At 72.4% G+C, this 16,065-nt stretch carries 13 protein-coding genes; 7 read left to right on the forward strand and 6 right to left on the reverse strand.

What is annotated here, in order from left to right; genetic code table 11:
• The first annotated feature begins 142 nt into the window (after positions 1–142).
• Positions 143–862, forward strand: coding sequence for a prepilin peptidase (locus tag ACIRYZ_RS10940; RefSeq protein ID WP_402942125.1), 720 nt, complete (start codon positions 143–145; stop codon positions 860–862).
• A gap of 114 nt (positions 863–976) precedes the next feature.
• Here the strand turns inward: ACIRYZ_RS10940 and ACIRYZ_RS10945 are convergent, their stop codons facing one another.
• On the reverse strand, positions 977–2,572 hold the full coding sequence (locus ACIRYZ_RS10945) for a chitinase (protein ID WP_402942126.1): 1,596 nt from the start codon (positions 2,570–2,572) through the stop codon (positions 977–979).
• A gap of 374 nt (positions 2,573–2,946) precedes the next feature.
• On the opposite strand from ACIRYZ_RS10945, the gene ACIRYZ_RS10950 reads away from it, so the two are divergent.
• The 4 genes from ACIRYZ_RS10950 to ACIRYZ_RS10965 all read left to right on the forward strand — a co-directional run bounded on the left by ACIRYZ_RS10950 (position 2,947) and on the right by ACIRYZ_RS10965 (position 8,563).
• Complete coding sequence (locus tag ACIRYZ_RS10950) at positions 2,947–3,741, forward strand: isoprenyl transferase (RefSeq protein WP_380612162.1); 795 nt, start codon at positions 2,947–2,949, stop codon at positions 3,739–3,741.
• Positions 3,742–4,003: 262 nt separating this feature from the next.
• Positions 4,004–5,338, forward strand: coding sequence for a PhoH family protein (locus ACIRYZ_RS10955; protein ID WP_402942129.1), 1,335 nt, complete (start codon positions 4,004–4,006; stop codon positions 5,336–5,338).
• 451 nt (positions 5,339–5,789) lie between these two features.
• Entirely contained in the window at positions 5,790–6,530 is a 741-nt protein-coding gene (locus ACIRYZ_RS10960) for a transglycosylase SLT domain-containing protein (protein ID WP_402942131.1), read from the forward strand.
• 536 nt (positions 6,531–7,066) lie between these two features.
• Entirely contained in the window at positions 7,067–8,563 is a 1,497-nt protein-coding gene (locus tag ACIRYZ_RS10965; RefSeq protein ID WP_402942133.1) for an AI-2E family transporter, read from the forward strand.
• A 78-nt stretch (positions 8,564–8,641) separates the two neighbouring features.
• Here ACIRYZ_RS10965 and ACIRYZ_RS10970 read toward each other — a convergent pair whose 3' ends face one another.
• The 4 genes from ACIRYZ_RS10970 to ACIRYZ_RS10985 form a co-directional block, all read right to left on the reverse strand.
• Positions 8,642–10,249: an alpha/beta hydrolase gene (locus ACIRYZ_RS10970; protein ID WP_402942135.1), complete on the reverse strand. Its 1,608-nt coding sequence runs from the start codon at positions 10,247–10,249 to the stop codon at positions 8,642–8,644.
• 12 nt (positions 10,250–10,261) lie between these two features.
• A complete protein-coding gene (locus tag ACIRYZ_RS10975) occupies positions 10,262–10,615 on the reverse strand; it encodes a hypothetical protein (protein WP_402942137.1) in 354 nt (117 codons plus the stop codon).
• Between the two features lie 133 nt (positions 10,616–10,748).
• Entirely contained in the window at positions 10,749–11,291 is a 543-nt protein-coding gene (locus ACIRYZ_RS10980; protein ID WP_402942138.1) for an alkyl hydroperoxide reductase, read from the reverse strand.
• A gap of 3 nt (positions 11,292–11,294) precedes the next feature.
• Complete coding sequence (locus ACIRYZ_RS10985; protein ID WP_393033293.1) at positions 11,295–11,846, reverse strand: peroxiredoxin; 552 nt, start codon at positions 11,844–11,846, stop codon at positions 11,295–11,297.
• A 192-nt stretch (positions 11,847–12,038) separates the two neighbouring features.
• Here ACIRYZ_RS10985 and ACIRYZ_RS10990 point away from each other — a divergent pair, with 192 nt between their 5' ends.
• Positions 12,039–12,989 carry a LysR substrate-binding domain-containing protein gene (locus ACIRYZ_RS10990; RefSeq protein WP_402942141.1) on the forward strand — a complete coding sequence of 317 codons (951 nt, stop codon included), beginning with the start codon at positions 12,039–12,041 and terminating at the stop codon, positions 12,987–12,989.
• A gap of 57 nt (positions 12,990–13,046) precedes the next feature.
• On the opposite strand, the gene ACIRYZ_RS10995 is transcribed toward ACIRYZ_RS10990, so the two are convergent.
• Entirely contained in the window at positions 13,047–13,682 is a 636-nt protein-coding gene (locus ACIRYZ_RS10995; protein WP_402942142.1) for a TetR/AcrR family transcriptional regulator, read from the reverse strand.
• Positions 13,683–13,821: 139 nt separating this feature from the next.
• Between ACIRYZ_RS10995 and ACIRYZ_RS11000 the strand changes: the two genes are divergently transcribed.
• Positions 13,822–16,005: an MMPL family transporter gene (locus ACIRYZ_RS11000; protein ID WP_402942144.1), complete on the forward strand. Its 2,184-nt coding sequence runs from the start codon at positions 13,822–13,824 to the stop codon at positions 16,003–16,005.
• The last annotated feature ends 60 nt before the right edge of the window (positions 16,006–16,065 follow it).

The raw sequence follows: 16,065 nt of genomic DNA on the forward strand, positions 1-16,065 counted from the left end.
AGGTCGCCTTCCAAACCGGTGGCCGGATGTCCGGAATGCTCCCGTACGCGAGGAACGCGGGCGCGATCCTGTTCGGAACGAGACGGACGGCACACCCCGGGCGGGGGAGGATGTGGCCGGTGCGTCGGATCGAGGAGGGGGTGTGCCGGTGGTACCGGTCGTGGTCGCGGCGGTGCTGGTCGGTCTCCTGGTGGCCCCGCCGCTGCGCGGGCTGATCGCCTACTTCGCCGTACCGGAGGGTGAACCCTGGTGCGGGGCCTGCCCGTTGTGCGGGCGAGTGGTGCGGCTGCTGCCGCCGACCGGGCGCTGCCCGGGCTGCCGGGGGCGGCTGGGCGCCGGTGCCGGAGCGGTGGAGGCGGTCACGGCGGCGGTCGCGGTCGCGGTGGCGTACGCGGCGGACGGGCCGCAGGCCATGGCCCTGGGCTGGGCGGGCGCGCTCGGCGTGGCGCTCGGTTTCGTGGACGGGCGGGTGCACCGGCTGCCGCACCGGCTGAACCTGGCGCTGCTGGCCGGAGTGGCCGTGCTGCTGACGGCGGCGGCGCTGGCCGAGGGGCGCCCGGGGGTGCTTCTGCGCTGCCTGCTGGTCGCGCTGACGGTCGGGGCGTTGCTCGAAGTGGCCGTCCAGATCGGCGCGTTGGGCCCCGGTGACTCCCCGCTCGGGCTCTCCCTGGGCGGGCTGCTCGGGTGGTACGGCTGGTGGGTCGCGATCGGCGGGCTGGTCGCCGCGGTGGTGCTCGCCGGACTCTGGGCCACCCTGCGGGCCGCAGCCCTGCTGATCCGCCGGCGCCCGTGGCGCGGACTCGACGTCCCGGTGGGCCCGTTCCTGCTGCTCGGCGCGCTCACCGCGGTGTTGGCCAGGTGAGCAGGTGACGGACGGGGCCCGTCGTACCGGAGTCGGTACGACGGGCCCCGCCGTCGGCGCGCGAGCCCCACCCTCAAGGAGCGGCGCGCCGGAGGGAGTTGGATCCGGATCCACTCACGGCATCTTGTGGACGAACGGGCCGACCGTGTTGGAGAAGGCGTTGCCGTTGTTGGCGTCCCAGTTGGTGGACCAGGTCATCGCGCCCCGGATGGTGGGCCACTTGGCCGGCGGCACGAAGCTGCCGCAGTTGTTGCCGGTGGCCAGGCAGTTGAGCGCGTTGTTCACCACCGACGGGTCGACGTAGCCGCCGCCGGCCGCCTTGCCGGAGGCGGGGACGCCGATGCCGACCTGGTCGGGCCGCAGACCGCCCTGGATGTGGGTGCAGACCTGCGAGGTGATGAAGTCGATCGTGCCCTGGTTGTAGACCTTGCCGTCGCAGCCGTTCATGCCGCCCGAGTTGTAGAACTGGGTGTTGACGACGGTCAGGATGTCCTTGGTGTTCAGCGCCAGCTGGAAGTAGGCGCCGGAGGTGCTGTACATCCCGATGGTCTCGGGGGCCATGGTCAGCACGAAGCCGGTGCCGACCTTGGCCTGCAGGGCGTGCAGCGCGTCGCCGAGTGGGCCGGCCTGGACGCCGTTCTCCAGGTCGACGTCGATGCCGTCGAAGCCGTAGTCCTTGATGATCGCGTAGGCGCTGTTGGCGAAGTTGGCCCCGGCGGTGGCGTCGCCGACGGTGATCGCGCCGTTCTGGCCGCCGATGGAGAGGACGACCTTCTTGCCCGCCGCCTGCTCGGCCTTGATGTCGGCGCGGAACTGGGCGTCGGTGTAGCCGCCGAGCGCCTTGGACAGGCCCGGGTCCAGGGTGAAGCTGATCGCGCCGGTCCGGGTCGGCACGGCGTCGGCGAAGGAGACCGCGATGATGTCGTACGCGTTCTGCACGTCGCTCAGCCGCTGCGGGGTCGAGCCGTTGTCGAAGTTCTGCCAGTAGCCGGTGACTACGTGGGCGGGCAGGCCGGTGGCCGGCGGGGTGGTCGGTGTGGCAGTGGCGGTCGGGGTGGCCGTGGGGGTCGGCGTGGCGGTCGGGGTGGGCGTCGCGGTGGGGGTGGCGGTCGGGGGCGCCGTCGGGGTCGGGGTCGGCGTCTGGGTGGGGGTGGCCGTCGGCGACGGGGTGGAGGTGCCGCCCGGGCCGACCAGCGCGACGTCGTCCGCGAGGTAGGCGCCCTGTCCGTACCAGCCGTGCAGGTAGACCGTGACGCTGGTGGCGTTCGCCCCGGTGGTGAAGGTGGTGGACAGCTGGTTCCAGCTGTTCTGGTTCGACCAGGTGGACGGGTCGGTGCCGCCGGTGCCGCGCGCGCCGAGGTAGACGTACGGGCCCTGCACCCAGGCGCTCAGCGTGTAGCTGGTGTTGGGCAGCACGCTGATGGTCTGGGTGCACTCGGCCGTGTCGCCCACCCCCGGGGTGGCCTGCAGCGCGCCGGTGCCGGAGTGGACCGGCGAGGACACGGCGGTCGCGGCGCCGGCGCAGGACCAGCCGCCCAGCCCGCTCTCGAAGCCGCCGTTGGTGACCAGGTTGCCGACCGCCGCGCCGGCGCCCCCGGCGAAGAGGGCGAGCCCCCCGCCGGCCAGGGCGAGGGCGGTGGCACCGGCCGCGACGGCCGGGAGGGGGCTGCGCCGGCGCTTGTGGGCAGGCTGGTTCAGCGTACGGGCCATGGGGTGACGCTCCTGGGGGAGGAGCGGCCGCCGCGGTGGGGGGCGCGGCGGCCGCGTGTGGGGGAGGGGAGGTCCGGTGTGAGCCTTGCGGGACGCGGGAGTTCGCTGTCGTCCCGGGTCAAAAGCTGGACTAGACCATTGCCGGTCGTCAAGCATCCGACCGTCGGCTTACGGATTCTTTAAGGATTCGGAGACCGTTCCGTGTCCGCGCCGGGTCGGGCCCGGCGGAGCCCGGGACACACCCGTCGCGACAGACTTCGTACAGGACCGTGACCAGACCGCTACCTGGGGCTTTCCCGCGCGCCAGCGCGCGGGAGTAGGCTGCGCCGGTGCGGTGACGCACCAGCTGAACGAGCACGGAGGGGCCGGGAAACATGGGTCTGCGCGATGTCGCCGAACGGACGCCGGGGCTGCGCACCCTGCTGGGCGGGATGTACCGGCTCTACGGCCGCCGGGTCGAGGTCCACCTCGGCCGCACCCCGCACCACATCGGCGTGATCCTGGACGGCAACCGCCGCTGGGCCAAGGCCGCCGGCGGCTCCACCGCGTACGGCCACCAGCGCGGCGCCGACAAGATCAGCGAGTTCCTCGGCTGGTGCGACGAGACCCACGTCAAGGTCGTCACCCTGTGGATGCTCTCCACCGACAACCTGGACCGCCCGGCCGACGAACTGGTCCCGCTGCTCGGCATCATCGAGGACGCCGTCACCGGCCTGGCCGCCGCCCGCCGCTGGCGGGTCAACCCGGTCGGCGCGCTGGACCTGCTCCCGCAGCACACCGCCGACGTACTCAAGCGCGCCGCCGAGCAGACCGCCGCGATCGACGGCATCACCGTCAACGTCGCGGTCGGCTACGGCGGCCGGCACGAGATCGCCGACGCCGTCCGCTCGCTGCTCCAGGAGCACGCCGGACGCGGCACCTCGATCGAGGAATTGGCCGAGATCCTGACCGTCGAGCACATCGCCGAGCACCTCTACACCCGCAACCAGCCCGACCCGGACCTGATCATCCGCACCTCGGGCGAGCAGCGCCTGTCCGGCTTCCTGCTCTGGCAGAGCGCCCACAGCGAGTTCTACTTCTGCGAGGCCTACTGGCCGGCCTTCCGCAAGGTCGACTTCCTGCGCGCCCTGCGCGCGTTCGAGCAGCGGCACCGCCGGCTGGGGCTGTAAGGGCCTGTCTCTCGGATCCTCGCCGGGTCCGCCGAGCTCCAAGAGGCAGGCCCCGGCGCGGTGAAGTGACCGCCGTAGGGCTTGCCTACCCGGGCTCCGCGTGAGGCCAAACGTTCACCGGCAATGATCCGTCAGTTCGCCGGGGACGCGAATGCACCGCTCCTCGCCTGGGAATACTCCAGTCAGTCCGGCCCCGAGGCCACCGGGGCAGCGGGGGCCGGCATGCCGCGGATGACGCAGGGTCATCCGCTCTGGAGGCCTAGTGGTCAGTTCCAAGAGCCGCCGGACACCAGACCGGCGCACGTACGTTCTCGACACCAGCGTGCTCCTGGCGGACCCGCTCGCCATGACCCGCTTCGAGGAGCACGAGGTCGTCCTTCCGGTGGTGGTCGTCACCGAGCTGGAGGCCAAGCGGCACCACCCGGAGCTGGGCTACTTCGCCCGCCAGGCGCTGCGACTGCTCGACGACTACCGCATCCGCTACGGGAGGCTCGACGAGCCGATCCCGGTCGGCGAACTCGGCGGGACGATCCGGGTGGAGCTCAACCACTCGGACGTCTCGATACTGCCGGTCGGCTACCGGGCCGGCGGCGGCGAGGCCGACACCCGGATCCTGGCGGTAGCCCGCAACCTGCAGGCCGAGGGCTACGACGTCACCGTCGTCTCCAAGGACCTCCCGCTGCGGATCAAGGCCAGCTCGGTGGGCCTGCTCGCCGAGGAGTACCGGGCCGAGCTCGCGGTCACCTCCGGCTGGACCGGGATGTCCGAGCTGCACGTCGCGGCCGACCATGTGGACGCGCTGTTCGCGGCCGGCCACGACGCCGCGGTGGACGTCGAGGGCGCCGCCGAACTGCCGGTCCACACCGGACTGGTGCTCACCTCGGAGCGCGGCCGGGCGCTCGGCCGGGTCACCGGCGACGGGCGGGTCCGGCTGGTGCGCGGCGAGCGCGAGGCGTTCGGGCTGCGCGGTCGCAGCGCCGAGCAGCGGGTGGCGCTGGACCTGCTGCTCGACCCGGACATCGGCATCGTCTCGATGGGCGGCCGGGCCGGCACCGGCAAGTCGGCGCTGGCGCTGTGCGCGGGGCTGGAGGCGGTGCTGGAGCGGGGGCAGCACCGCAAGGTGATGGTCTTCCGGCCGCTGTACGCGGTCGGCGGACAGGAGCTCGGCTACCTGCCGGGCACCGAGGCGGAGAAGATGGGCCCCTGGGCGCAGGCGGTCTTCGACACCCTCTCCGCCGTCACCACCCCGGACGTGATCGAGGAGGTCATCGCCCGGGGGATGCTGGAGGTCCTGCCGCTGACCCACATCCGGGGGCGTTCGCTGCACGACGCCTTCGTGATCGTGGACGAGGCCCAGTCGCTGGAGCGGAACGTCCTGCTGACGGTGCTGTCCCGGATCGGCCAGGGCTCGCGGGTGGTGCTCACCCACGACGTGGCCCAGCGTGACAACCTCCGGGTCGGCCGGTACGACGGTGTGGTGGCGGTGGTGGAGAAGTTGAAGGGTCATCCACTCTTCGCCCACATCACGCTCACGCGCTCGGAGCGTTCGCCGATCGCGGCGCTGGTCACGGAGATGCTGGAGGACATCCACCCGTGAGTCATCCCTGATCAGGACATAGTTGGACAAAAAGGTCAACTCGTGATGCGGGGCCCGTTCCTGACGGAGCGGGCCCCGCCCGTTTCATCACATCGAGTGCTTTCTGTCCGGGGAACTCCCAAGCGGTGAATGTGACATGCGCCACGCGGGCGGGAATTGCGTCGACAGTGTCCGGTGCGGCATGGTGAGGGTTCTGTCAGGCCCCGCGTACGGCGCGGCAGGGCTTCCGGACCCCGGAAGTCAGGCCCCGGAAGGTCCACCAACTTCGGTCGGTGGGCGCACAATTGAAGACCGACGAGCCGTACGCCGCCCGATTCCAACGCCCGGTCGCCTCACCTCGGCCGGACGCCGGGCCAGCACCTCCCGTGACCAGAGCACCCAACGGAGGTCCGCGCCAAGGGGCATGTTGCGCCCGTACGGTCACGCATGGGCGATGCTGGAAGGAATCCATGTGACTCGGATCTCGGTCCGGGGAGTTGCTGTGGCCTCCGCCACCGCCGTCACCGCTGTCGGTGCCGTCGTGGGCATGGCCTCGGGCAGCGAGGGCAAGACGACGCAGACGGTCGACGTCGCCGGCGCGACCCTGCTTGCCGAAGTCCCCTCTGGCGTCCAGGCGCAGAGCATCAGTGACAACATCAGCCAGCAGGCATCCGCCCAGCAGGCCTCCGCCGACGCTGCCGCCAAGGCCGCCGCCGAGCAGAAGGCCGCCGACGAGGCCGCGCGCCAGAAGGCCGCCGCGGACGCCCAGGCGAAGGCCGACGCCCAGGCCAAGGCCGACGCGGACAAGGCCGCCAAGGCCGCCGCCGACCAGCGCGCCGCCGCCGACGCCGCCGCCAACCGCTCCAAGGCGCGTTCGGCGATGACCGCGGTGGACAGCAGCACGCCCCCCGTCTCGGTCACTCCCGGCTCCGTCCAGGACATGGCCCGGCAGATCGTCGGCAACGACGCCCAGTTCCAGTGCTTCAGCAACATCGTGAAGCGCGAGAGCGGCTGGGACTACACCGCGACCAACAGCGGCTCCGGTGCGTACGGCCTGGTCCAGGCGCTGCCCGGCTCCAAGATGGCCTCGGCCGGTGCCGACTGGCGCACCAACCCGGCCACCCAGATCAAGTGGGGCCTGGGCTACATGAACGACCGCTACGGCAGCCCGTGTGGTGCCTGGTCGTTCTGGCAGGCGCACAGCTGGTACTAGGCCGCCCCTCTCTCCGAAGGTGGCCGCCGCCCCCGGGCGGCGCACTCCGCACGGCCCCCGGCCGCTCGTCCCGTTCGACGAGCGGCCGGGGGCCGTCGCGTTCTCCCACCGGTGGCGTGCTCCGACCGGGCGGGCCCCCTTCATCGGCCTGCATGGCCTTCATCGGCCGAGAAGGGGCGGGCCGCGCCGCCCGGGCTGCGCTGACCAGTGCGCCCGCGGGCGGTGCGGTCCTGGGTGCGGACGTGGGGCGCGGGAAGGGGTCCTGGTTGCTCCCCGCACCGGCCGGTCCGCCGGAGGTTGGCTTGAGTGGGATGACCCTGAGGTCTCGTTCGAAGTCCTCCCCAGCGGCGTGTGGACGAAACCATCTGCAATCCGGTGATTTGTCCGAATTTGTGGAATGAGGCGATCGAGTCGAACCCACCGGTGGGCGGACTCGCCCGGCCCCCGCCGGGTAGCGTCATCCCTGACGGCCGTGGCAGGACCCACGGCGTACCGCCGGCTCGGCGGGTACAGCGGGGAAGCGGTGGGTAGCGAGGATGGCGCGGGGCGGAAAGGCCTTCAAGGCCGTGGCCAAGGGCATGGCCGTGGTGGCGAGCGCGGCCGCCGTGATCGAACGGCGCCGACGCGCCGCGATTGCGGCCGACCCGCACGAGCTTCCCGTCGTCCCGGCCCTCACCGAGGTGCCCGGGCCCGTCCCGGTGCCGCGTGTCGACTCGGCAGCCGAAGCCGTCGAGCCCGCCGCGGCGGCGGCCGTGACGACGGCGACGGCTACGGCCCCGGTGTCCGCGGCGGCCCCTGCCGCCCAGGCCGCCCAGGCCGCCCCGGCCGCGAACGCCGGGCTCGGGCGGGAGTACCATCCGGGCCGGCCCGCCACCCCCGCCGAGGCGGTGCCCTGGGGACTGCGGGTGGCGGCCGAATCGACCTGGCGGCTGCTGCTGCTCGGCGCCGCGCTGTACGTCGTCTTCTACGTCGTCGACATGCTGCGGCTGGTGGCCTTCTCGGTGCTGGCCTCGCTGCTGATCTCCGCGCTGCTGGAACCCTCCGTCTCCTGGCTGCGCCGGCACGGGGTGCCGCGCTCGCTCGCGGCGGGCGGGGTGTTCCTCAGCGGCCTGGCCGGGATCGGGCTGGTCGGCTGGTTCGTGGTGTGGCAGGTGACCACCAATCTGTCCGACGTCACCACCCAGGTGAAGACCGGCGTCAACCAGCTGCGGGACTGGCTGGTCACCGGACCGCTGCACCTGACCCAGCAGCAGATCACCGACTTCGCCAACCAGATCACCAAGGCCATCACCACCAACACGGACCAGCTCACCTCGGCTTCGATCACCGGCGCGCAGATCGCCGTCGAGACCCTGACCGCGCTGCTGATGACCTTCTTCACCACCTTCTTCTTCCTGTACGACGGGGCGAAGATCTGGAACTGGGCCCTGCGCGGCCTGCCCCGGCACTCCCGCTTCGCGATGGCCGGCGCCGGTCCCAAGGCCTGGATCACCCTCACCGCGTACGTGCGCGGCACGGTCGGCGTGGCCTTCATCGACGCGGTCTGCATCGGCACCGGCATCGAGCTGCTGGGCGTGCCGCTGGCCGTGCCGCTCGCCGTGATCATCTTCCTGGGCGCCTTCGTCCCGCTGGTCGGCGCCCTGGTCACCGGCACCGTCGCGGTCCTGATCGCCCTGGTCACCCAGGGGCCGTGGACGGCGCTGATGGTGCTGGTGATCCTGATCGTGGTGATGCAGGTCGAGAGTCACATCCTCCAGCCGCTGATCCTCGGCCGCGCCGTCCGGGTCCACCCGCTCGGTGTGGTCCTCGGTGTCGCGGCCGGCGGCATCATCGGCGGCATCGGCGGCGCGGTGGTCGCCGTCCCGCTGATCGCCGTCACCAACACCGTGATCACCCACCTGCGCCAGCGCAACGAGGCCGGCCAGGCTGTCTTCACCGCCCTCGAAGCCGCCCGCGAAGCCGCTGAGCACAAGGCGGCGGCCCAACCGGCGCAACCGACCCAGGCGGCGGAGCCGGCTCCGGCGGTGGACTAGGACGGGGTCGGACGTGGCCGGCGCCGCCTAGCCGCCTCGGCGAGCGACGGTCGGGGCGGACGGGGTTCCGGCGTGCTGTCAGTCACGGCGGCCGACCGCCTTCGTGATCCGGTCGCCGTGACCGCTGACGATCTCTCCGATGTTGTCGATCGAGGTGTGGTCGTCATGGGGGCCGTCGTCCCAGTAGGACGAGTGCGCGGTGCCGTCGGCCGACCCGACGTCCACGGCGAAGCGCTGGGCGCTGAAGTCGGCGCTCGCCGGGTCCCGGGTGTACCAGCCGGCGTGCGAGACGTAGTCCCAGCCGGCGGCGCCGACGTAGGTGTGGGCGGCTCCCACCGAGAGCTCGGAGGCGTGGAAGGCGTCGGTGCCGGGGCTGCCGACCAGGATGATGTCGTCTGCCGCCAGTCCGGCCGGCTTCCGCGCGGCGAGGCCGACCAGGAGCGAGCCGAAGCTGTGTCCCTGTGCCGTGACGTGGGCCGGCGGTCCCTGGTGCGTGACGCGTTGCCCTTCGAGGAAGGTGCGGTAGGCGTCGACTCCGCTCCGGGCGCGGCCGAAGTCGAGGGTCCGCTGAGGGGAGAGCGGCGCGTCGTAGCCCAGCCACGCGATCGACGCCGTGCTGCGGGTGGGGTCGGCGCGCAGGGCCGAGTCGTACACCGCCTTGGCCCGGTCGGCGTCGCCGCCGCCGATGCGTTGGAGTTCGGTGCCCATGCCGCCGACGAGGGACGTGACGTTCTGGGCGGTGTCGGGATTGCCGAAGGAGAGGATGGCGCGGCCCTGGCCCTCCGCGCCGATGCCGAGCAGGAGGACCGGCGGGTCCTGTCCCTCGGCCTCCTCCAACCGCTCGTTGATCTTGCGGAAGCCCGCGAGTCTGAGCTCGTCCTTGTCGGAGAGCGGCGGTGGGTGGCCCTCGTACGTGGCGAGGTGCTGCGCCAGGAGGGCCCGGTTGGCCCGGTCCCGGGCGAGGGCGGGGATGCCGTCGCGGTTGCCGACGAGGTCCGGGTGGTCCTTGATCAGCCGTTGTTGTTCGTCGGCGGGGAGTCCGTTCCACCAGGCGTTCACCTCGGTCGGTGGGGCGCCGTCCCGCGGCACGGCGACGCGGAGCAGGGTCCGTACGGCGAGGTTCGGGTCGAGCTGGTCCTGGCCGGCCGAGTCCGGGTCGAGGCCGGTGCCGTCGTGGGCGCGGGTGGTGTAGTGCTGGAGCCGGGCGGCGACGGCCTGGTCGATGGTGCCGGCCTCGGTGAGGGCGGTGCCGATGCGGGCGGCGAGTGCCGTGGCGGTGCGCTCGCGGCTCTTCCGGTACTCGGGGTCGTGCTGGTCGGCGTAGGGGGCGGGCCCCCATGTGACGGCGCCGTGCTCGTTGACCGACATGCCGGCGGTCCTCACGTCCTCCAGGGCCTTGCGCAGGGCGGACTGGACGAGGACCAGGGCGTCCGCGCCGGTCCGGAGGACCTTGCCGATCTGGCCGACCTCGGAGTGGGCGGCCCTCAACTCGCCGGTGGTGAGCTGCAAGGAGGGCGTCGCCGCGTCGGCCGCCGGTCCGGTCCAGCCGGAGGCGGCGAGCCGCTGGTCGACCCCGCTGTGCCAGCTCTCCAGGTGCTGTCCGAAGGCGCCGTGCAGTTTGTCGTACGCGTCGGCGGCGGCGTGGAGGGCGGCGAAGTCGGTGTCGCGCAGCGTCGCGAGATCCACGGTCGTCGGCCCCTAACCGAAGTGCCGGACGAAGTTCTGCTGTTGCTCCGCCGTCGGGCCGAACCGGATGGTGATCTGGTGGTCGGTGCCCCGGTACCGGCGGGCGGCCTCTTCGAGCTGCCGGCCGTGTCGGCTCATCGAGGTGCGGAGGTCGTCCAGGAGCGTGTGCCAGGCGTCGGTGCAGGTGTCGAGCGCGGCGGCGCACCGGAGTCCCGACAGAGCGGCGACGGCCTGGTGGGAGGAGTCGAGGACGGCCTTGGTCCGGCCGGGGATCCGGGCCGCGGTCGTGCTCGCCGTTCCGGCTGCCTCGTGGAGCGCGTCGGCGTCGATCTGGAAGCTGCCGCAATGCGAAGGGTGGTCGGACACCGCGGGCCCCCTCGGACCGAATGTCGTGTACGGATCGCCCTGCACTGTAGCGGAGTTGGGAGGGTCCGGGACGCGGAAACGCCGACAGGCCCCTCCTGGAGCGGAGGGGCCCGTCGGCGTCGTGCCGGGTGCGTCAGGAGCTGACGGCGGCGAGGGCGGCCTCGGAGTCGAGGACGCCGGCCACGGCCTGCAGGACGGCGGCGATCTTCATCGAGGCCTGGATGACCTCACGCTCGACGCCGGCCTTGCGCAGGACGGCCTCGTGCGAGTCGAGGCACTGGCCGCAGCCGTTGATGGCGGAGACCGCGAAGCACCAGAGCTCGAAGTCGATCTTCTCGACGCCGGGGGTGCCGATGATGTTCATCCGCAGGCCGGCGCGCATCGTGCTGTACTCCTTGTCGGAGAGCAGATGCAGCGTCCGGTAGTAGACGTTGTTCATCCCCATGATCGCGGCCGCGCCCTTGGCGGCGGTGTACGCCTCCGGGGAGAGGTTGGCCTTGGCCTCGGGCTCCAGCTCGCGCAGCAGGCCGGGGCTGCGGGTGGCCATCGCGCAGGAGAGCACGGTGCCCCAGAGCTGCTGGGCCGGGAGGTCGGAGTTGCCGATGACCGAGCCCAGGTTGAGCTTGAGGTCCTTGGCGTAGTCCGGGAGGGCGGCCTTCAGGTCGTCGAGGGCCATGGGTCAGCCCGCCAGGAGGGCCTGGGCGTCGAGGGTGTCCTCGCCCTTGTTCCAGTTGCACGGGCACAGCTCGTCGGTCTGCAGGGCGTCCAGCACCCGCAGGACCTCCTTGGGGTTACGGCCGACGGAGCCGGCGGTCACCATGACGAACTGGATCTCGTTGTTCGGGTCGACGATGAACACGGCGCGCTGGGCGGTGCCGTCCTCGGCCTCGACGCCGCAGGCGCGCATCAGGTCGTGCTTGACGTCGGCCAGCATCGGGAAGGGCAGGTCGCGCAGGTCCTTGTGGTCCTTGCGCCAGGCGTGGTGCACGAACTCGGAGTCGCCGGAGACGCCGAGGATCTGGGCGTCGCGGTCGGCGAACTCGTCGTTCAGCTTGCCGAACGCGGCGATCTCGGTGGGGCAGACGAAGGTGAAGTCCATCGGCCAGAAGAAGACGATCTTCCACTTGCCCTCGTAGGACTTGTGGTTGATGTCGGCGAAGGCGTTCGCGGCGTCGAGGTCGACACAGGCCTTGAGGTCGAACTCGGGGAACTTGTCACCGATCGTGAGCACGTTCGCTTCTCCTGAAGTGAGACTGTGGGGAGCTTTGTCCGGATTCCGGACACGACCCACGATTCCACATCGTGGACTGATCAGAGAAATAGCTACACTGGATGTGTCTGATCGGAGATTGCTATCAGTACTGAACCGCCCGCACCCCGGCCCGCCGCCCGCAGGTCCGCCGCCGCCAAGGCCGATCCGGCTGTGACGAGCGCCACGGCCCGCAGCCCCCGCACGCCGACGGTCGCCCAGCTCAGGGCCTTCGTTGCGGTGGCCGAGCACCGGCACTTCCGGGAGGCCGCCGCCGCGACCGGGACCAGCCAGCCGGCGCTGTCCGGGGCGGTCGCGGCGCTGGAGGAGTCGCTGGGCGCCCAGCTGGTCGAGCGTACGACGCGCAAGGTGATCGTCACGCCGCTGGGGGAGCGGGTGCACCAGCACGCCCGTCGGGTGCTGGCCTCGCTGCAGGCGCTGACCGAGGAGGTCGAGGCCGCCCGCCGGCCGTTCACCGGGCCGCTGCACCTGGGCGTGATCCCGACCGTCGCGCCGTATCTCCTGCCCCTGGTGCTGAAGCTGGTCCGCGACCGGTTTCCGGAGTTGGAACTGCACGTCCACGAGGAGCGCACCCCCTCGCTGCTGGAGGGTCTGGCCGCCGGGCGCCTGGACGTGCTGCTGCTCGCGCTGCCGGCCGGCGGGGCCTCGCCGACCCGGGACATCCCGCTGTTCGAGGAGGACTTCGTCCTGGTCACCCCGCCCGGGCACCCGCTCGCCGGGCGGAGCGACGTCCCGCGCGACGTGCTGCTCGACCTGGACGTGCTGCTGCTGGAGGAGGGGCACTGCCTGCGCGACCAGGCGCTGGACATCTGCCGCGAGGTCGGCGCCGACCCGGCCGGCTCCACCACCCGCGCGGCCGGGCTGTCCACCCTGGTCCAGCTGGTCGCCGGGGGTCTCGGGGTGACCCTGCTGCCCGCCACCGCGCTGGACGTCGAGGCCGGCCGCGCCGACCGGCTGGCCGCCGTCCGCTTCGCCGATCCGGCGCCCGGCCGCCGGATCGGGCTGGCCACCCGCCCGGGCTCGGCCCGCAGCGCGGAGTACGAGCGCTTCGCGGCCGCGCTGCGCGAGGTGCTGGCCGAACTGCCGGTCCGGATCGTCTCCTGAGGCCGGTCTGACGATTCCCGCCGGGCGGGCCTGCGGACCCGCCCTCGGCAGGCGGCTTCAGGCGACCCGGCCGACTGCGGCGGGGGTGCCCAGGCAGAGCCCGACCGTCGTGGCCACCAGCAGGTCCAGTGCCCGCAGGGTGTCCGGGTCGGCGGGCTCGCCGGGGGAGTGCCCGGTGAGGTGGCGGGCCGTCAGGCCGTCGAAGCCGCTGAGGAAGTGGACGGCGATCTCGCGGGCGGGCACGGCCAGGGTCAGTCGGTGGGCGGCCGCGAGGGCGGTGAGCATCTCGGTGGCGGTGCCCTCGATCGCGCGGTCCAGTCCGAGCATGATCTCCCGTACGTCGGGATCGCGCATCGCCAGCGCCGAGAACTCGCTCAGCAGCACGCAGCGCCCCTCCTCGCCGGTGGCGGCGGCCCAGAGCGCGTGCACCAGGGTGCGGACCTGCTCGCCGAACGGGCCGTCGCCCGGGGATGCGGCGCGCACCTGGTCGATGAACTGGGCGGCCACCTCCTCGACGACGGACCGGTAGAGGTCCTTCTTGGTGCCGAAGGTGTAGTGCACCGTCGCCTGTGCCACGCCCAGCTCGGCCGCGATCGCGCGGGTGCTGCCGGCGGCGACCCCTTCCCGGGTCATCAGGTCGATCGCGGCCCGGACCAGTTGTGGTCGGCGTTCGGAGGCGGGGACGTGAGCCATTCAGCCAGGGTAGCGCCATGGTCGGGCAACCGTGTCGGATGATTTTGTCGCCCAACTTTGTCACTCGACAAACTTGGGGCTACCGTGAGACGGGTCCGCTCAGGCAGTCGCCTGTCCGACGATCCGACCGAGGGAACCCATGGCCACGTACCTGTATCGGCTGGGCCGCTACTGCTTCCGGAGAAGGCGGGCCGTGCTGGCCGTCTGGATCGCCCTGCTGATCGCGATCGGCGGCGCCGCCGGGGCCTTCGCCGGCAAGACCAGCGACGAGTTCAAGGTCCCCGGCACCGAGGCCCAGAGCACCCTGGACAAGATCAAGGGCACCTTCCCGGCGCAGGGCCACGGCTCCGCGCAGATCGTCTTCGCCGCCAAGGACTCCGGCGGCATCAAGGCACCCGGGGCGGGCAAGGCGGTGGGCGAGGCCGTCGACCGGATCGCCCACGTCCCCGGCGTGGCCGCGGTGCCCGACCCGTACGCCACCGGTGCCGTCTCCCCGGACGGGAAGGTCGCGATCGCGCTGGTCTCCTTCGACCACAAGCTCGCCGAGGTCACCGACCAGCAGCGCGAGGCCGTGAAGACCGCCGCCGAACCGGCCCGCGCGGCCGGCCTGGACGTCGCCTTCGGCGGCGACGCGTACAACCGGTTCGCCCAGATCGAGGGCGGCACCGAGTCGATCGGCCTGGTGGTCGCCGGGGTGGTGCTGGTGGTCACCCTGGGCACCCTGGTCGCCGCCGGGCTCCCGCTGCTGACCGCCCTGATCGGCGTCGGCGTGGCCATGGGCGCCCTGCTGGCGCTCACCGGTTCGTTCGAGATCATCACCACCGCGCCGGTGCTGGCGCTGATGGTCGGCCTCGCGGTCGGCATCGACTACGCGCTGTTCATCCTCTTCCGGCACCGCCGCAACCTGGACGAGGGCCTGGAGCCCGAGGAGGCCGCCGCCCGGGCCACCGCGACCGCCGGCAGCGCGGTGGTCTTCGCCGGCCTGACCGTGGTGGTCGCGCTCGCCGGGCTGGCGGTGGCCGGCGTCCCGTTCCTCACCGTGATGGGGCTGGCCGCCTCCGGCGCCGTCGTGGTCGCCGTCCTGGTCGCGATCACCCTGCTGCCCGCGGTGCTCGGCTTCGCCGGCCGCGCGATCGACCGGCTGCCGGTCTGGAGGCGGGCGCTGACCACGCACGGCCGGACCACCGTGGGCGAGCGCTGGGCCCGCTTCGTGGTCCGCCGCCCGCTGCCGGTGCTGCTGGTCGGCCTGGCCGGGCTGGGCGCCCTCGCGGTGCCCGCCGCGAGCCTTGAGCTCGGCCTGCCGGGCGGCGGTTCGCAGGCCGTCGGGACGGACGGCCGCAAGGCGTACGACCTGGTCAGCGAGAGCTTCGGGCCCGGCTTCAACGCGCCGCTGGTGGTCGTCGTGGACGCCCATGACGCGCCGCGGCCGGAGCAGGCGGTGCAGGCCGTGGCGGGCGAGCTGCAGACCCTGAAGGGTGTCAGGACGCTGCTGCCGCCGACCGTCGACCAGGCCAGCCGGACCGCCCTGGTGCCCGTCATACCGCAGACCGGCCCGGACCACGCGGACACCAAGGCGCTGGTCAACGAGATCCGCGACCAGCGCGCCTCACTCAAGTCCGCGACCGGCGCGAGCATCGCCGTCACCGGCACCACGGCCGCCAACATCGACGTCTCCACCAAGCTCGGCCAGGCCCTGCCGCCGTTCGTCGCGGTGATCGTCGGCATCGCCCTGCTGCTGCTGGCGCTGGCCTTCCGCTCGGTGCTGGTGCCGCTCAAGGCGGTGCTCGGCTTCCTGCTCAGCATCGTGGCCTCGCTCGGCGCGGTGGTCGCGGTCTACCAGTGGGGCTGGCTGGACGGCCTGATCGACGTGCCCAAGGTCGGCCCGGTGGTCAGCTTCGTGCCGATCCTGCTGATCGGCGTGCTGTTCGGGCTGGCGATGGACTACGAGCTGTTCCTGGTCTCCGGGATGAAGGAGCAGTACGTCCACGGCAAGGAGCCGCGCGAGGCGGTCGTCGGCGGGGTGAAGGGCGGCGCCCGGGTGGTGACCGCGGCCGCGCTGATCATGATCTCGGTGTTCGGGGCCTTCGTCTTCGGCCACGACCCGATCGTCCAGCCGATCGGCTTCGCCCTCGCGGTGGGCGTGCTGGTGGACGCCTTCGTGGTGCGGATGGCGCTGGTACCGGCCGCGATGGCGCTGTTCGGCAAGGCGGCCTGGTGGTTCCCGAAGCGACTGGAGAAGGTCGTGCCGAAGGTCGACATGGAGGGCGAGCAGCTGATCGCCCGGCTGGAGGAGAAGCCGGTGAAGGAGCCCGCCGGGGTGTGACGGCCCCTTCGACGCACCCTTCGATGCGCCCGGTGGGAGCGGTTTCCCGCCGGGCGCCCG

It is taken from the genome of Kitasatospora sp. NPDC101155, assembly GCF_044768305.1.
In the GTDB taxonomy this organism is placed as follows: domain Bacteria; phylum Actinomycetota; class Actinomycetes; order Streptomycetales; family Streptomycetaceae; genus Kitasatospora.